The organism is Pseudomonas sp. 1912-s (assembly GCF_029269205.1).
Taxonomy (GTDB): Bacteria; Pseudomonadota; Gammaproteobacteria; order Pseudomonadales; family Pseudomonadaceae; genus Aquipseudomonas.
On record NZ_JARIXR010000007.1, the window covers coordinates 36,280 to 50,740 of the forward strand.

12 protein-coding genes are annotated in these 14,461 nt (G+C 62.0%); 4 read left to right on the top strand and 8 right to left on the bottom strand.

The genetic code is table 11. The features are described from left to right. The first annotated feature begins 58 nt into the window (after positions 1 to 58). Positions 59 to 1,636 carry a PAS domain-containing methyl-accepting chemotaxis protein gene (locus P3C29_RS10935; protein ID WP_275964548.1) on the top strand — a complete coding sequence of 526 codons (1,578 nt, stop codon included), beginning with the start codon at positions 59 to 61 and terminating at the stop codon, positions 1,634 to 1,636. Positions 1,637 to 1,799: 163 nt separating this feature from the next. On the opposite strand, the gene P3C29_RS10940 is transcribed toward P3C29_RS10935, so the two are convergent. From P3C29_RS10940 to P3C29_RS10955, 4 genes are all read right to left on the bottom strand, one after another. Beyond that, positions 1,800 to 2,543 (bottom strand): YkgJ family cysteine cluster protein, encoded by a 744-nt coding sequence (locus P3C29_RS10940; protein ID WP_169386278.1) that lies wholly within the window; start codon positions 2,541 to 2,543, stop codon positions 1,800 to 1,802. Positions 2,544 to 2,651: 108 nt separating this feature from the next. Next, positions 2,652 to 3,134, bottom strand: coding sequence for an N-acetyltransferase (locus P3C29_RS10945; RefSeq protein WP_169386279.1), 483 nt, complete (start codon positions 3,132 to 3,134; stop codon positions 2,652 to 2,654). A 3-nt stretch (positions 3,135 to 3,137) separates the two neighbouring features. Continuing rightward, positions 3,138 to 4,040, bottom strand: coding sequence for a chemotaxis protein (locus tag P3C29_RS10950; protein ID WP_010170462.1), 903 nt, complete (start codon positions 4,038 to 4,040; stop codon positions 3,138 to 3,140). 96 nt (positions 4,041 to 4,136) lie between these two features. Next, a complete protein-coding gene (locus P3C29_RS10955; RefSeq protein ID WP_201125336.1) occupies positions 4,137 to 5,111 on the bottom strand; it encodes a D-glycerate dehydrogenase in 975 nt (324 codons plus the stop codon). Between the two features lie 349 nt (positions 5,112 to 5,460). On the opposite strand from P3C29_RS10955, the gene P3C29_RS10960 reads away from it, so the two are divergent. The 3 genes from P3C29_RS10960 to P3C29_RS10970 all read left to right on the top strand — a co-directional run bounded on the left by P3C29_RS10960 (position 5,461) and on the right by P3C29_RS10970 (position 9,920). Further along, positions 5,461 to 6,783: an OprD family porin gene (locus P3C29_RS10960; protein WP_201125337.1), complete on the top strand. Its 1,323-nt coding sequence runs from the start codon at positions 5,461 to 5,463 to the stop codon at positions 6,781 to 6,783. 86 nt (positions 6,784 to 6,869) lie between these two features. After that, on the top strand, positions 6,870 to 8,363 hold the full coding sequence (locus P3C29_RS10965) for a sensor domain-containing diguanylate cyclase (RefSeq protein ID WP_201125338.1): 1,494 nt from the start codon (positions 6,870 to 6,872) through the stop codon (positions 8,361 to 8,363). A 51-nt stretch (positions 8,364 to 8,414) separates the two neighbouring features. Continuing rightward, positions 8,415 to 9,920 (top strand): diguanylate cyclase, encoded by a 1,506-nt coding sequence (locus tag P3C29_RS10970; RefSeq protein ID WP_275964549.1) that lies wholly within the window; start codon positions 8,415 to 8,417, stop codon positions 9,918 to 9,920. 109 nt (positions 9,921 to 10,029) lie between these two features. On the opposite strand, the gene lpxC is transcribed toward P3C29_RS10970, so the two are convergent. The 4 genes from lpxC to P3C29_RS10990 all read right to left on the bottom strand — a co-directional run bounded on the left by lpxC (position 10,030) and on the right by P3C29_RS10990 (position 14,461). After that, positions 10,030 to 10,941 carry a UDP-3-O-acyl-N-acetylglucosamine deacetylase gene (gene lpxC / locus P3C29_RS10975; protein WP_003216227.1) on the bottom strand — a complete coding sequence of 304 codons (912 nt, stop codon included), beginning with the start codon at positions 10,939 to 10,941 and terminating at the stop codon, positions 10,030 to 10,032. A 112-nt stretch (positions 10,942 to 11,053) separates the two neighbouring features. Further along, the gene (gene ftsZ / locus P3C29_RS10980; RefSeq protein WP_010170471.1) at positions 11,054 to 12,250 is read right to left on the bottom strand and encodes a cell division protein FtsZ; all 1,197 of its coding nucleotides are present in this window, start codon (positions 12,248 to 12,250) and stop codon (positions 11,054 to 11,056) included. 66 nt (positions 12,251 to 12,316) lie between these two features. Further along, positions 12,317 to 13,579 carry a cell division protein FtsA gene (ftsA, locus tag P3C29_RS10985; protein WP_003216224.1) on the bottom strand — a complete coding sequence of 421 codons (1,263 nt, stop codon included), beginning with the start codon at positions 13,577 to 13,579 and terminating at the stop codon, positions 12,317 to 12,319. Between the two features lie 15 nt (positions 13,580 to 13,594). Then, the gene (locus P3C29_RS10990; RefSeq protein WP_029615882.1) at positions 13,595 to 14,461 is read right to left on the bottom strand and encodes a cell division protein FtsQ/DivIB; all 867 of its coding nucleotides are present in this window, start codon (positions 14,459 to 14,461) and stop codon (positions 13,595 to 13,597) included.

The window sequence follows — 14,461 nt, forward strand, 5'->3', positions numbered from 1 at the left end:
GGTGCGCTTAGAGTCGACGCCCTGCCGACTCCTCCAACAATCACGAGCGCGCGTTTCCATGAAGATCAATCTGCCGGTCACCGGTCGAAATGTGGACTTTGCCCCCGACGCCAACATCCTCTCGACCACCGACCTGACCAGCGCAATCACTTACGCCAACCAGGACTTCATCGACATCAGCGGCTACACCCGAGAGGAGTTGCTGGGCGCGCCCCATAACCTGCTGCGCCACCCGGACATGCCTGCGGCTGCGTTTGCCCACATGTGGCAGGTGTTGAAGAGCGGCCGCTCGTGGATGGGCATGGTGAAAAATCGCTGCAAGAACGGCGATCACTACTGGGTCAGCGCCTATGCCACGCCGGTCACCCGGGAGGGCGTGAGGGTGGAGTATCAGTCGGTGCGCACCAAGCCCGATGCGCGGCGGGTGCACGTGGCCGAGCGCGCTTATGCCCGCCTGCGTGCCGGCACGCGGCGAGTGCGGCCCGTGGTGGGCATGCCCCTCAAACTGTCGGCCTGGGTTTTGGGGACTTGCGCCGCCACCTGGGCATTGGGTCTGGGGCTTGCGAGCTACCCGGTGATCTGGCAACTGCTGGCGGTAACGGCGGGGTGTGCCGTGGGGGTAGCGGGCGTTCACGGGTTGTTGCGGCCCCTGGCCCGGTTGAACCGGCGAGCGCGGTTGATTGCTGACAACCCGCTGAGCCAGGCGATCTACACCGGGCGTGAGGATGAGTTCGGGCGCATCGAGTTTGCCATGCAGATGCTGGAAGCCCAGGTGGGCGCCGTGGTGGGGCGTATTGGCGACGCGTCGCAACGCTTGTCCGGGCATGCCGCAGCTTTGGTGCGGCAGTTGGACAGCAGCCACAGCAGCAGCCTCGGCCAACAGACCCAGACCGATCAGGTCGCCGCCGCGATCAATCAAATGGCCGCCAGCGTGGCCCAAGTCGCCGAACACGCATTACAAGCCTCAAAAGCCGCTGACCAGGCCGGCAGCGAGACCCGGGAAGGCCACCAGCGCGTGGATGAAAGCCGCGACGCGGTGCTGCGGCTGTCCCAGGAACTGGCGCATGCCACCGAAGTGATCCATCAACTGGAAAGCCACAGCGGCGATATTTCCGGGGTACTGGAAGTGATCCGCGCGATTGCCGAGCAGACCAATCTACTGGCACTCAATGCCGCCATCGAAGCAGCACGGGCCGGGGAACAGGGGCGTGGGTTTGCCGTGGTGGCCGATGAAGTACGCGGCCTGGCCCAGCGCACGCAGCAGTCGACCAATGAAATCCAGCGCATGATCAGCACCCTGCAAGGCGGCGCCCGGGACGCGGTGCAGGCGATGGCGCAAAGCAGCCAGCATGTCGAGGCCAGCGTCGATCAGGCCCAGCGCGCCGCCGCCGCGCTGGACGGGATCAGCCAGCGGGTGACCCGGATTACCGCCATGAGCCAGCAGATCGCAGCGGCGGTGGAAGAGCAGAGCGCGGTGAGCGAAGACATCAACCGCAACATCATCGGCATTCGCAACGCCGGGGAAGTGACGGTCACCGCCGGCCAGCAAAGCCAGCTCAGCTCGGGGGATGTGGCAGGGCTGGCGGATGACTTGCGGCGGCTGGCGGAGGAGTTCTGGGGCAAGCGGCGCCAGTAGCGGCATGAGCTATTTTTGTGGTGAGGGGGCTTGCTGTGGCGAGGGAGCTTGCTCCCGCTGGGCTGCGCAGCGGCCCCAAAATCTTGGGAGCGCTACGCACTCCAGCGGGAGCAAGCTCCCTCGCCACAGTAAGCTCCCTCACCATAACGGGCATCGTTCCCACTCAAGCCGCGCGCAACGAAATGAACGCATAGTTGGCCGGCACCTCGGTGGCAATCCGGGCGCCGGCATCCAGCAACTGCTCGGCAATATCCATCCCGGACACATGAAACACCCACTCATTGGCCTGCACCGTCTCGTGCAGCGCCAGCTCGATGGCCTGGGCGAACAGGCCCATGTCCGGCAGGTACGCGGTAAACCCGTCACCCTTGAGGGCGGTGGTGTGAATACCCAGCAGCCCACACACCGCTTCCTTGGCCTGGATATCGTCGCGGTCAGCCTGGCGTGAACGGCGGATCAACTCGGCCAGTTCCTTGTCCATCAACTCGCCGCCGACGATCAGCGCCGGCCCCTGCTCCCAGGATTCCGGCGGGCAATCCTTCGCGCCCGGGTTCAACGGGATATGCGGGTTGATCTCCATCGGGTAGATACGGCACACCAAAGGCCGGCGCTCATAGATGCCGCAACGGTTGTCTTCGTCAAGATTCCGGCAGCGCCCGGCGTTGTAGGCAGCAAAGGTGATTGCCACATACGCCTCGGTATTGCCGCTGGGCACGACGGCGGAACGGCGTTGTGCATGCTCGCGCTGCAACTCGGGCAGCCCCAGGCCACTGCCCAGGAATCCTTCCACCAGCACGATGACATTACCGCCGTCAGCCGCCCAGCTCCGGGCTTCTTCAAGGGTCAGGGGTACATGGTGGTCGGTGCAGCACTTGCCGCAACCGACGCAGGAAAAATGGGTATTCATGGAGGATCTGTCACCAGGCAAGGTCAGAAGGCACTCATCAACGGTGGCGGGTTTTTGCCTCTGTTCACCGTTCTGCCCCTGTACAAAGCAAGTTATGCGCCAGCGCCTTCAGTCCTCGGGGGCGATGTCCCGCAGCACAAACACCATGCCCGCACGCTCATACACGTGCCGGGCCCGCTGGTTGGACTCCAGCACCTTGAGGTCGACAAACGCTTCGCCGCGTTGCTTGAACACCTGGAACGTGTGCAACAGCAAGGCCCGGCCCAGTCCCATGCCCTGGGCGCACGGATGAATGGCCAGGTTCTTGATGTAGGCGCTGGTCCAGCATTGCGACACCCCAAGAATGCCGCTGGCGTTACTGGCCACCAGGCACAGCTTCGGGTCGAACTCGGCGTCGGTGACGAACTGCTGGCGCCAATGCTCAAGAGGGCCCACACGTCCGCCGCCCTGCTCCTGGGCCAGGCTTAATACCGCGTGAATCGCCGGGGCCAGTGCTTCGTGGTAATGATCCAGCTGAATGTCCGCCGGCCATTGCGGGGCGGGCAGGCTGCCGGTGAGGTCCCGGCGCAGCAGCTGGAAGTATTCACCCACCGGTCAGATGCCCTGTTGCGCCACGGTCTGGGCGGCGATCACCAGGCACTTGGTCAGCTCAGGCGACGAAAACTTGGTGAGCACCGCGTTGGCGCCGGCCAGGCGGGCTTTTTCGCTGTTCATCGCACTGTCCAGGGAGGTGTGCAGCAGCACATAGAGGTCCTGGAAGTCCGGGGTTTCCCGCAAGGTGCGGGTGAAGGCGTAACCGTCCATTTCAGACATTTCGATGTCCGAGACCACCACGTTGATTTGCTCGACCGTGCCTTGCAGCTCCAGCAAACGGTCGATCGCTTCCTTGGCGCTGCGGGCGGTGTGGCAAGTGAGGCCGAGGTTGCGCAAGGTGTGCACCGACTGCTGCAGCGCCACCTGGCTGTCATCCACTACCAGGATTCGGGCGTTGCCCAGCACTTCGGCTTCTTCCATGGTCAGGTCGGTGGGCGCCGCTTCGATCTGCGCCGGGGCGATGCCATGGATGACTTTTTCGATGTCCAGTACCTGCACCAGAGCGCCCTCAACCTGGGTCACGCCGGTGATAAACGAACGCGTGCCGCCAGAGCCAAACGGTGGCGGGCGGATATCCGTGGTCAGGCAGTGCACGATCTTGCTCACCGCCTGCACATGCAGGCCCTGCTTGGAACGGCTCACATCGGTGACGATCAGGCAGCCGCCGTCCGGGTCTTGCAGGGGCATTTCCCCCAGCGCCCGGCTCAGGTCGATCACCGACAAGGCCGCGCCGCGCAAGGTGGCGATGCCTTTGACGTGGGGGTGCGACTCCGGCAGCTTGGTCAGCGGCGGGCAGGGAATGATTTCACTGACTTTCAGCAGGTTGATCGCCATCAGCTTGCCGCTGCGCAAGGTAAAGAGCAGAAGCGAGAGTGAGTCTGCGCGGACTTTGGTGGTGGACATAAAAACCTTCTGTGGATCAAGGATGACGATCTATAGAGGGTTATCGACTCCCACGGCCCATGCTTTAGCGTGATGGGCCGTGAAAGTCGCCGGAGTTTAACCCTTCCACACCTGCGGGTTGACCAGATCCTGCGGGCGCTGGCCCAGCAAGGCGCTGCGCAGGTTTTCCAGGGCGCGGTTGGCCATGGCTTCACGGGTTTCATGGGTGGCCGAGCCGATGTGCGGCAGGGTCACCGCGTTGCTCAACTGGAACAGGGGCGACTCGGACAGCGGCTCCTGCTCATACACGTCCAGGCCTGCACCACGGATGGTCTGGTTTTGCAGAGCCTGGATCAGCGCCGGCTCATCCACCACCGGGCCACGGGAGATGTTCACCAGGATCGCGCTGGATTTCATCAGGCCCAGCTCACGATGGCTGATCAGGTGACGGGTTTTCTCGCTCAACGGTACCACCAGGCAAACGAAGTCGGCTTCGGCCAGCAACTGGTCGAGGCTGCGGAATTGCGCGCCCAGTTCCTGTTCCAGTTCGGCCTTGCGGCTGTTGCCGCTGTACAGAATCGGCATATTGAACCCCAGGCGACCCCGACGGGCGATGGCCGCACCGATGTTGCCCATGCCGACGATGCCCAGGGTCTTGCCGTGTACATCACAGCCAAACAACGGCGCACCCACGCTGGCTTTCCACTGGCCGGCCTTGGTCCAGGCGTCCAGCTCGGCGACGCGGCGGGCGCTGCTCATCAGCAGGGCAAAGGCCAGGTCGGCAGTGCTTTCGGTGAGTACATCGGGTGTGTTGGTGAGCATGATCCCGCGCTCATTGAAGTACGCCAGGTCGTAGTTGTCATAGCCCACCGAAACACTGGAGACCACTTCCAGCTTGCTCGCGCCTTCCAGTTGCGCACGCCCCAGTTTGCGTCCTACGCCGATCAGGCCGTGGGCATGGGGCAAGGCTTCGTTGAACTGGGCGTTGATGTCCCCCAGCTTGGGGTTGGGGGCGATGACGTCGAAATCCTGTTGCAGGCGTTCGATCATTTCCGGGGTGACGCGGCTGAAGGCGAGGACTGTCTTTTTCATGGAAGGCGGGCTCATCGACTACGTGGGAATGGCAAGCACGCTAACATTCTTGCGTGGGGTTGTCAGGACGCCCCGCAGCCTTACCACCAGACTGTTGCGATTTGGGCAACAGTCATTATCTTGTTACACTCTGTATCGCACCGCTCACCTGCGCTAATTTGTCGCATCGATGAGCGCAGCGGTTAAGACCGACCCGCTCTCCCCCGATTTCCCTCGACTTATTTCCAGGGCTCTACACTGGGAATCTGTCTTAAAGCCGCTGAGTTCAGCGGCTTTTTTTTGCGCTGAAAAAAGGCCAGGAACCCCAACAACACTGGCCGGTTACGATTGACCCAAAGGAGCTCCACCGGTGAAAACCTCGCTGACGTTCACCCCGTTATTCCTCGCGATTGCTGCAACGATCGTTCCCCTTGCCCACGCGGCAGACACCCCGGCCGCCGACGGTTTCGTCGACGGTGCAAGCTTCAAGATCAACACCCGCAACTACTACATGAACCGCGATCGCCGTGACATTCACACCGATGACAGCAAGGAATGGGGCCAGGGCTTCATCGGGATCTTCGAGTCGGGCTACACCCCCGGCACCGTCGGCTTTGGCCTGGACGCGAACGCCATGCTCGGCCTCAAACTCGACGGCGGTGGCGGCACTGACGGCTCCAGCATCCTGCCGGTGAGCTCCGGCAACGGCAAAGCTCCCGGCTCGTTCTCCACCGCTGGCGCCACCCTGAAAATGCGCGCCTTCGACACCGAGCTGAAAGCCGGCGACCTGTTTCTCAACAACCCGGTGATCGCCGGCGGCATGACCCGCATGCTGCCCCAGACGTTCCGTGGCGTCAGCCTGACCAATCACAGCCTCGACGGCTGGATGTTCGAAGGCGGCCAGGCCAGTTTCACCAAGCTCTACAACCAGAGCGGCCACCGGCGCATCGGCACCAGCTACGGTGCATTGCCCAGCGGCGAAGACAGCCGGCACCTGGACTGGGCCGGCGTGTCCTTCAGCGGCGTGCCGGGGTTGACCAGCAACCTGTACGCGTCCGAGCTCAAGGACATCTGGAACCAGTACTACTACGACCTCGACTACACCTGGCAACTGAACGAACTGGTCAGCCTCAACCCGGGCCTGCACTACTACCACACCCAGGAAACCGGCAAGGCCCTGCTGGGTAACATCGACAACAACACCTACAGCCTGCATTTCACCGTGGGCGTGGGCCATCACAGCGTCACTGCCGCCTACCAGCGGGTCAACGGCAACACCCCGTTCGACTACATCAGCCAGGGCGACAGCATCTACCTGGATAACTCCCAGCAATACTCCGACTTCAACGGCCCCAACGAGCGTTCGTGGAAGCTCAAGTACGCCTATGACTTCGTCGGGCTGGGCCTGCCTGGGCTCACTTCGGCAGTGTCCTACATCAGCGGCAAGACCGACCTGACCACGGTCGATCCGGACAGCCGTGGCTATTCCTCCTGGTACAGCGCCGACGGCAAGAACGCCAAACACTGGGAGCGCGACATCGACCTCAAGTACGTGGTGCAAGGCGGCAAGGCCAAGGACCTGGCCGTGCGCCTGCAATGGGCGACCAACCGCGGCGGCAATGGCTACGCGGCAGTGGACCGGGACGTGGATGAATACCGGGTGATCGTCGACTACCCGATTGACGTTTTTTAACGTTCGCGCTTTCTTTTTGCGGCGACGACTTATTTTTCACAGCATGGAACTAAACTGCCAGCATCTTGAGTGCCGAAGCCAGTCCCATGAGTCAACGCCGCGCCTTCACCCTGCCTGCACGCCCGGAGCTTTTGCTGATTCTGGGCAGTGGCCTTACCGTCACGCTGATCGTGATCATCGTTGCCGTCCTGCTGATTCGCGAACACGCCAGCGCCCTGCAGGCCGCCAAACGTTCCACCAGCAACATCACGCAGTTGATCAACGCCGATGTGTTGCGCAACGTTGAACTCTACGACCTGGCCCTGAACGGCCTGATCACCGCGACCACCCGCAACGACTTGCCCCAGGTCTCGGCCGAAGTGCTGCACATGGTGCAGTTCGACCAGTCCACGGCCGCGCCTTTCAAAGGCGAAGTCCTGCTGCTGGACAAGGCCGGCGAGGTCACCGCCGACTCCTCGACGCTGACACCCTCGCCGCGCAACTTTGCCAACCGCGACTATTTCCAGGTGCACCAGCAGAATCCCGATGCGGGGTTGTTCATCAGCCGTCCCTTCAAGATCCGCTGCGACTGCGATCAAGTCTGGCGCATTGCGTTCAGCCGCCGTGTACCCGGGCCGAACGGCGAGTTTGCCGGGGTGGCGGTGGCGACCATGCGCCTGGCGTACTTCGACCAGCTGTTCAACAGCCTCACCATCGGCAGCGGCAGCAGCATCAACCTGCTGAACAACGACGGCATTCTGTTGGCCCAGCAGCCCCTGCTCGAAAAAGACATGATCAACAAGGACCTGAGCGCGCGACCGAACTTCAAACGCATGCTGCGTGAAGGCAGCGGCAGCTTCAGCGGCATCTCCGCCATCAGCGGCACGCAACGGCTGTACACCTTCACCAACGTCGGCGCACTGCCGCTGATTGTGGTGGTGGCGCTGTCCAGCGATGACGTGTTCGCCGCCTGGAAGCGCGCGGCCCTGCTGATCAGTGGCGCCACCGGCGTGCTGTGTGTCGGCCTGCTGTGGCTGACCTGGATGCTGCGCCTGGAGCTGCGCCGTCGTTATCGCGCCGAAAAGGTCTTGTCTGAACTGGCAGCCACCGATGGCCTCACCGGCCTGGCCAACCGCCGCACCCTGGACCAGCGCCTGCGCCTGGAGTGGGAGCGTGCGCAACGCTCCGGCGAGCCGCTGGCCCTGCTGATGATCGATGTCGACCACTTCAAGGCCTTCAACGACCGGCACGGCCATCAGGGCGGTGACGAGGCATTGCGTAACGTGGCCCGGGTCATCGGCAGCAACATTCGCCGCCCTGCCGACCTTGCCGCCCGTTATGGCGGCGAAGAGTTCGCAGTCATCCTGCCGGACACCGACGGCGACGGCGCGAGCGTCATCGCCGAACATATCCGCAGCGCCGTGGAGCACTTGCCGCCCGCCGACGGTGACGCGCTGTCGGTGACGGTCAGCGTCGGCGTCAGCACCTGGGACAAACGCAGCCGTGGCGCACTGGAAGAGCTGCTGCTGAGTGCCGACCGGGCGCTGTATGAAGCCAAGCATTCCGGGCGCAACCGCATCGTTCACAGTCAGGCCACATGAGCCGTTATCAGCAACTACGCTAAGGGCATCCTCGAAGCAGAAGTACGCCCGATGAGCCCAAGCACCACCCGCCCGCCCCGCCCGACACACCGTCCGGAGCTGCTGCTGATTATCGGCAGTTGCGTCACGGTGCTGCTGATCCTGTCAGTGGTCGCGGTGTTGCTGATCCGCGAACACGCCAACACCTTGCAGGCCGCCCAGCGCACGGCCAACAACATCACCCAACTGATCGACGCAGACGTGCTGCGCAACGTCGAGCTGTACGACTTGTCGATCAAAGGCCTGATCGCAGCCGCCGAGCGCAGCGATTTGGCCGACGTATCGGCCAGCATCCGCCATCTGGTGCTGTTCGACCGCTCGGAGGCGGCGCCGTACAAGGGCGATATCCTGCTGCTGGACAAGAACGGCGAGGTGATTGCCGACTCTTCGCTGCTGACGCCAAAAGCCGCCAACTTCGCCGACCGCGACTACTTTCAGGCCCACCGGCAGAATCCTGACCTGGGCCTGTTCATCAGCCGGCCCTTTATGGCGCGCTGCGTGTGTGACGACCAATGGCGTATCGCATTCAGCCGCCGGGTTTCCGGGCCCGACGGGCGGTTCCTCGGGGTTGCCGTGGCGTCCATGCGCCTGTCCTATTTCCAGCAGCTGTTTCGAAGCCTGAATATCGGCAACGACAGCACCATCAACCTGATTAACCAGCGAGGCATCCTGCTGGCCCAACAGCCGTTGCTGGAACGGGACATGATCGACAAGGACCTCAGCCAGCGCCCCAACGTCGCGCGCATACTGCACGACGGCGACGGCAGCTTTCGTGGCACCTCCAGTGTGGATGAGGAGAGCCGCCTCTACACCTTCTCGACCGTGGGGGACTTACCACTGGTTGTCGTGGTGGCCCTGTCCACCAACGACATATTCGCGCCCTGGAAACGTGCGGCGTTGCTGATCAGCGGTGCCACCGGGATTTTGTGCATCGGCTTGCTGTGGCTGACCTGGATGCTCTGCATGGAACTGCGCAGGCGCCACCGCGCCGAGCAGGTACTGTCAGAACTGGCAGCCACCGATGCCCTCACCGGCCTGGCCAACCGCCGCACCCTGGACCAGCGCCTGCGCCTGGAATGGGACCGCGCCCAGCGTTCGGGCGAACCGTTGACGGTGCTGATGATTGATGTGGACCACTTCAAGGCGTTCAACGACCGGCATGGCCACCAGGGTGGCGACGAGGCACTGCGCACGGTGGCGCAGGTGGTCGAGGGCAATATCCGCCGCCCTGCCGACCTCGCGGCCCGGTATGGCGGTGAAGAATTTGCGGTGGTGCTGCCGCATACCGACAGCCAGGGTGCGTTGTTGATTGCCGAACATATCCGCAGCAGCGTCGAGCACCTGCCAAGGGTCGGCGGGGACAGGGTGCCGATTACCGTCAGCATTGGCCTGAGTACCTGGACCAAAAAAAGCCGTATCACCCTGGAAGCGTTACTGCTCAGTGCGGATCAGGCGTTGTATGAGGCCAAGCACACCGGGCGTAATCGCATTGTGGATGCGTCCGCTTTAAAGGCGTGACGCGGAGCGTCACAGGAGCCGTTCCCACGCAGAGCGTGGGGAACGATCAGGCATAAAAAAAGGCCACCCGAAGGCAGCCTTTAAAAACAAAAGGAAAGAGAGTTGTTACTTACACCGCCGCGACGGGACGCATGTAAGAGATCGGTGCGGTGCTGGCATCTTCGAAGGTCACGACTTCCCAGGCATCTGTCTGTGCAATCAGCTTGCGCAGCAGTTGGTTGTTCAGGGCGTGGCCCGACTTGAAGCCTTTGAACTCGCCTATCAGGCTATTGCCCAGCAGGTAGAGGTCACCGATTGCATCGAGGATCTTGTGCTTCACGAACTCGTCTTCATAGCGAAGGCCGTCTTCGTTCAGTACACCATCCGCGTCGACCACAATGGCGTTTTCAACGCTGCCGCCGAGTGCGAGGTTGTGCTTGCGCAGGTACTCGATGTCACTCATGAAACCAAAGGTACGGGCGCGGCTGACTTCTTTTACGAACGAAGTGCTGGAAAAATCCACGCTTGCACTCTGGGTGCGGTCACGGAATACCGGGTGATCGAAATCGATCTCAAAGCTCACTTTAAAGCCTTCGAACGGGACGAAGGTGGCGCGCTTGTCGCCGTCTTCTACTGTCACTTCCCGCAGAATGCGAATGAACTTCTTGGCTGCGTCCTGTTCTTCCAGGCCGGCAGATTGAATCAAGAATACGAAGGGTCCAGCGCTGCCATCCATGATTGGGACTTCGGACGCGGAGAGCTCGACGTAGGCGTTATCGATGCCCAAACCGGCCATGGCCGAGAGCAAGTGCTCCACCGTGTCCACTTTGACGTCACCGTTGACCAACGTGGTCGACATCGTGGTTTCGCCAACATTTTCCGCGCGAGCAGGAATCTGCACCACAGGGTCCAGGTCGGCACGAACAAACACGATGCCGGTGTCGACAGGTGCGGGCTTGAGGGTCAGGTATACCTTCTCCCCGGAGTGCAGACCTACACCTGTGGCACGGATAATATTCTTCAGGGTGCGTTGTTTAATCATGGCTTGGACCGCTTCAGCGCAAATTGCGAACTGGTATCAACAAAGGCTGGCGATAATAGCAGACCAGACCTTTGCTGAACACCAATCACCTTCATAGCCCTGATACATTCCATTAATCGGCCTGACGACGCAGGAAAGCCGGGATGTCCAGGTAGTCCAGGTCATCTTGCGGATTCGGGCTACGGGAGGCAGCAGCACCGGCCTGAGCCTGGTTGCGCATCACGGTCGGACGATCCAGGTCACGGTAGTTCACAGACGGCAGTTCCTGGCGCGCAGGCGCTGGAGCGGCAGCTTGCTGGCTGGCGTGGCTGGTATGGACGGTATTGTCGATGACCTTCACAGGCTTCTCGATTTTTGCACCCAGGCCGGTAGCAACAACGGTCACGTGCAGTTCGTCGCGCATGTCCGGATCGATAACCGTACCGACCTTGACCATGGCGTGCTCGGAAGCGAAGGCTTCGATGATGCTACCCACGTCGGAGTACTCACCCAGGGACAGGTCAGGACCGGCGGTGATGTTCACCAGGATGCCGCGTGCACCTTGCAGGTTCACGTCTTCCAGCAACGGGTTGCGGATGGCCGCTTCAGTGGCTTCACGTGCACGGTTCGGACCGCTGGCGCAGCCAGTGCCCATCATCGCCATGCCCATTTCGCTCATCACGGTACGTACGTCGGCAAAGTCGACGTTGATCATGCCCGGACGCTTGATGATGTCGGAGATACCGCGAACGGCACCGGCCAGTACATCGTCAGCCTTGGCGAAAGCCGACAGCAGGCTGGCGTCCTTACCGAGGATGGTCAGCAGCTTCTCGTTGGGAATGGTGATCAACGAGTCGACGCTTTCGGACAGCAGACGGATGCCTTCATCGGCGATCTGCATGCGCTTGCGACCTTCGAACGGGAACGGACGGGTCACGACGGCAACCGTCAGGATCCCCATTTCCTTGGCCACTTCGGCAATGATCGGCGCAGCACCGGTACCGGTACCACCGCCCATGCCTGTAGTGATGAACACCATGTTGGTGCCTTGCAGCACTTCAGCAATGCGCTCGCGGTCTTCCAGAGCGGCTTGACGGCCGACTTCCGGATTCGCGCCGGCACCCAGGCCCTTGGTCACGGCTGTGCCCAATTGCAGGATGGTGCGTGCACCGATGCTTTTGAGGGCCTGGGCGTCAGTGTTGGCGCAGATGAATTCAACGCCTTCAATGTTGCTTTTGACCATGTGGTTGACAGCGTTGCCGCCGCCACCGCCGACGCCGATCACTTTGATGACCGGGCTTGCGGGGATGTTGTCTACGAGTTCGAACATTTTCCCTCTCCTTTCATTTCTCTAGTTTTTTCGCCTACTGCTTTGAAACGGTGTTGCGGTAAATCGTCAGAAATTGCCTTTCACCCAAGCCTGCAACCGCTCGAACAACGGCGCTTTCGCTTCGTCGTCGCTTCTGTAGCTGTCGCGGTTGCTCGGGCCCGACAGGGAAATGCCGTCGGTCTGCTTTTGCAGCCCGTACAACAGCAAGCCCACACCGGTGGAATAAATCGGGTTGCGCACTACGTCGCCCAGGCCTTTCACGCCATGGGGCACACCCAGGCGGACCGGCATGTGGAAGATTTCCTCGGCCAGTTCGACCGCGCCTTCCATCTTCGAGGTGCCACCGGTCAGCACGATGCCGGCCGGGATCAAATCTTCGTAGCCGCTGCGGCGCAGTTCAGCCTGGATCAGGGTGAACAGCTCGTCGTAGCGCGGCTCGACCACTTCGGCCAACGCCTGGCGCGACAGTTCGCGCGGTGGACGGTCGCCCACGCTCGGCACCTTGATGGTTTCGCCGGCACCGGCCAGCTTGGCCAGGGCGCAGGCGTAACGGATCTTGATTTCTTCGGCGTACTGGGTCGGTGTGCGCAACGCCATCGCGATGTCGTTGGTCACCTGGTCACCGGCAATCGGGATCACGGCGGTGTGACGGATCGCACCCTCGGTGAAGATCGCGATGTCAGTGGTGCCGCCGCCGATGTCCACCAGGCACACGCCCAGTTCTTTTTCGTCGTCGGTCAGTACCGAATACGCGGAGGCAAGCTGCTCGAGAATGATGTCGTCGATTTCCAGGCCACAGCGGCGCACGCATTTTTCAATGTTCTGTGCAGCGTTGACGGCGCAGGTCACCACGTGAACCTTGGCTTCCAGGCGTACGCCCGACATGCCCAGGGGCTCACGAACACCTTCCTGGTTATCGATCACGTAGTCCTGCGGCAGGGTATGCAGCACGCGCTGGTCAGCCGGGATCGCCACGGCTTGCGCTGCGTCGAGTACCCGCTCCAGGTCAGCCGAGCTGACTTCGCGGTCGCGAATCGCCACGATGCCGTGGGAGTTCAGGCTGCGAATGTGGTTGCCGGCAACGCCGACGAATGCCGAGTGAATCCGGCAACCGGCCATCAGCTGCGCTTCTTCGATGGCGCGCTGGATCGATTGCACGGTGGATTCAATATTCACCACCACGCCCTTCTTCAGGCCCCGGGACGGATGCGTGCCGATTCCGACGATTTCCAGCGTGCCGTCGTCCGCGACCTCGCCTACCAGCGCCACCACCTTGGAGGTGCCGATATCCAGACCGACGATCATTTTGCCGCTTTGCACGTTTGCCATGGGTCCTGCCTCTTCTTAATTCTTCGCGACAGCAGGTTGCGCTGCCGTGGGCGCCGCAGGGGCCCGCCAGCCGACGGCAAGGCCGTTGGCGTAACGCAGGTCGATGCTCGCAATGTTCGTAATCTGTTCTTTCAAGGTCTTTTCATAGATGGCGATAAAACGGCGCATCTTTTCTACCAGGTTGCCGCGTCCCAGCAGCAACTCGATACCCGGGCCGGAACTGCCTGCACCCGTGGTCAAAAACCAGCTGCCCCGCTCACGCAATTCCAGTCGCGCAATCGAGAAACCCAATGGCCGCAGCATCTGGCTCAAGGCCTGGTACTGCTGCATCACTTGCTGTTGCGCCCGCTGCGGCCCGAACAACTGCGGCAGGTGTTCGTAATTCGCCACTTCGCGAGGCGCAAACGCCTGGCCCTGGTTGTTCAACAACTGCCCATCTCCCCAGCGGGCCACGGGCAGTTGTTCTTCCAGGCGGATCGTGACTTGATCCGGCCACACACGACGTACTTCGGCGTGGGCAATCCATGGCATCTGTTCCAGCTCGGAACGCATGCCGGCCAGGTCGATGGTGAAGAAGCTCGACGCCACAAACGGGGCGATTCGCTGCTGCACGGCCTGCTGGCTGATGTAGCTCAAGTCGCCCTGCACGCTGATCTTGGTGATCGGCCGGTCGGCATACGGCAACAGACGCTGGGCGCCTTCGTATGTACCAAACCCCAACGCCACCAGAATCACCGGCCAGAACAGCGCCTTGAGAAAACCAAAGTTGGCTTTCGGCATGCGCGCCGACATCGGCTCTTTAGCCACCATTCGGCTGGCACCACGCGGCACCGGCTTGCGGCCGGGAGCGGGTTGCTGATGACGAAGCGATGCGCCGTTCAT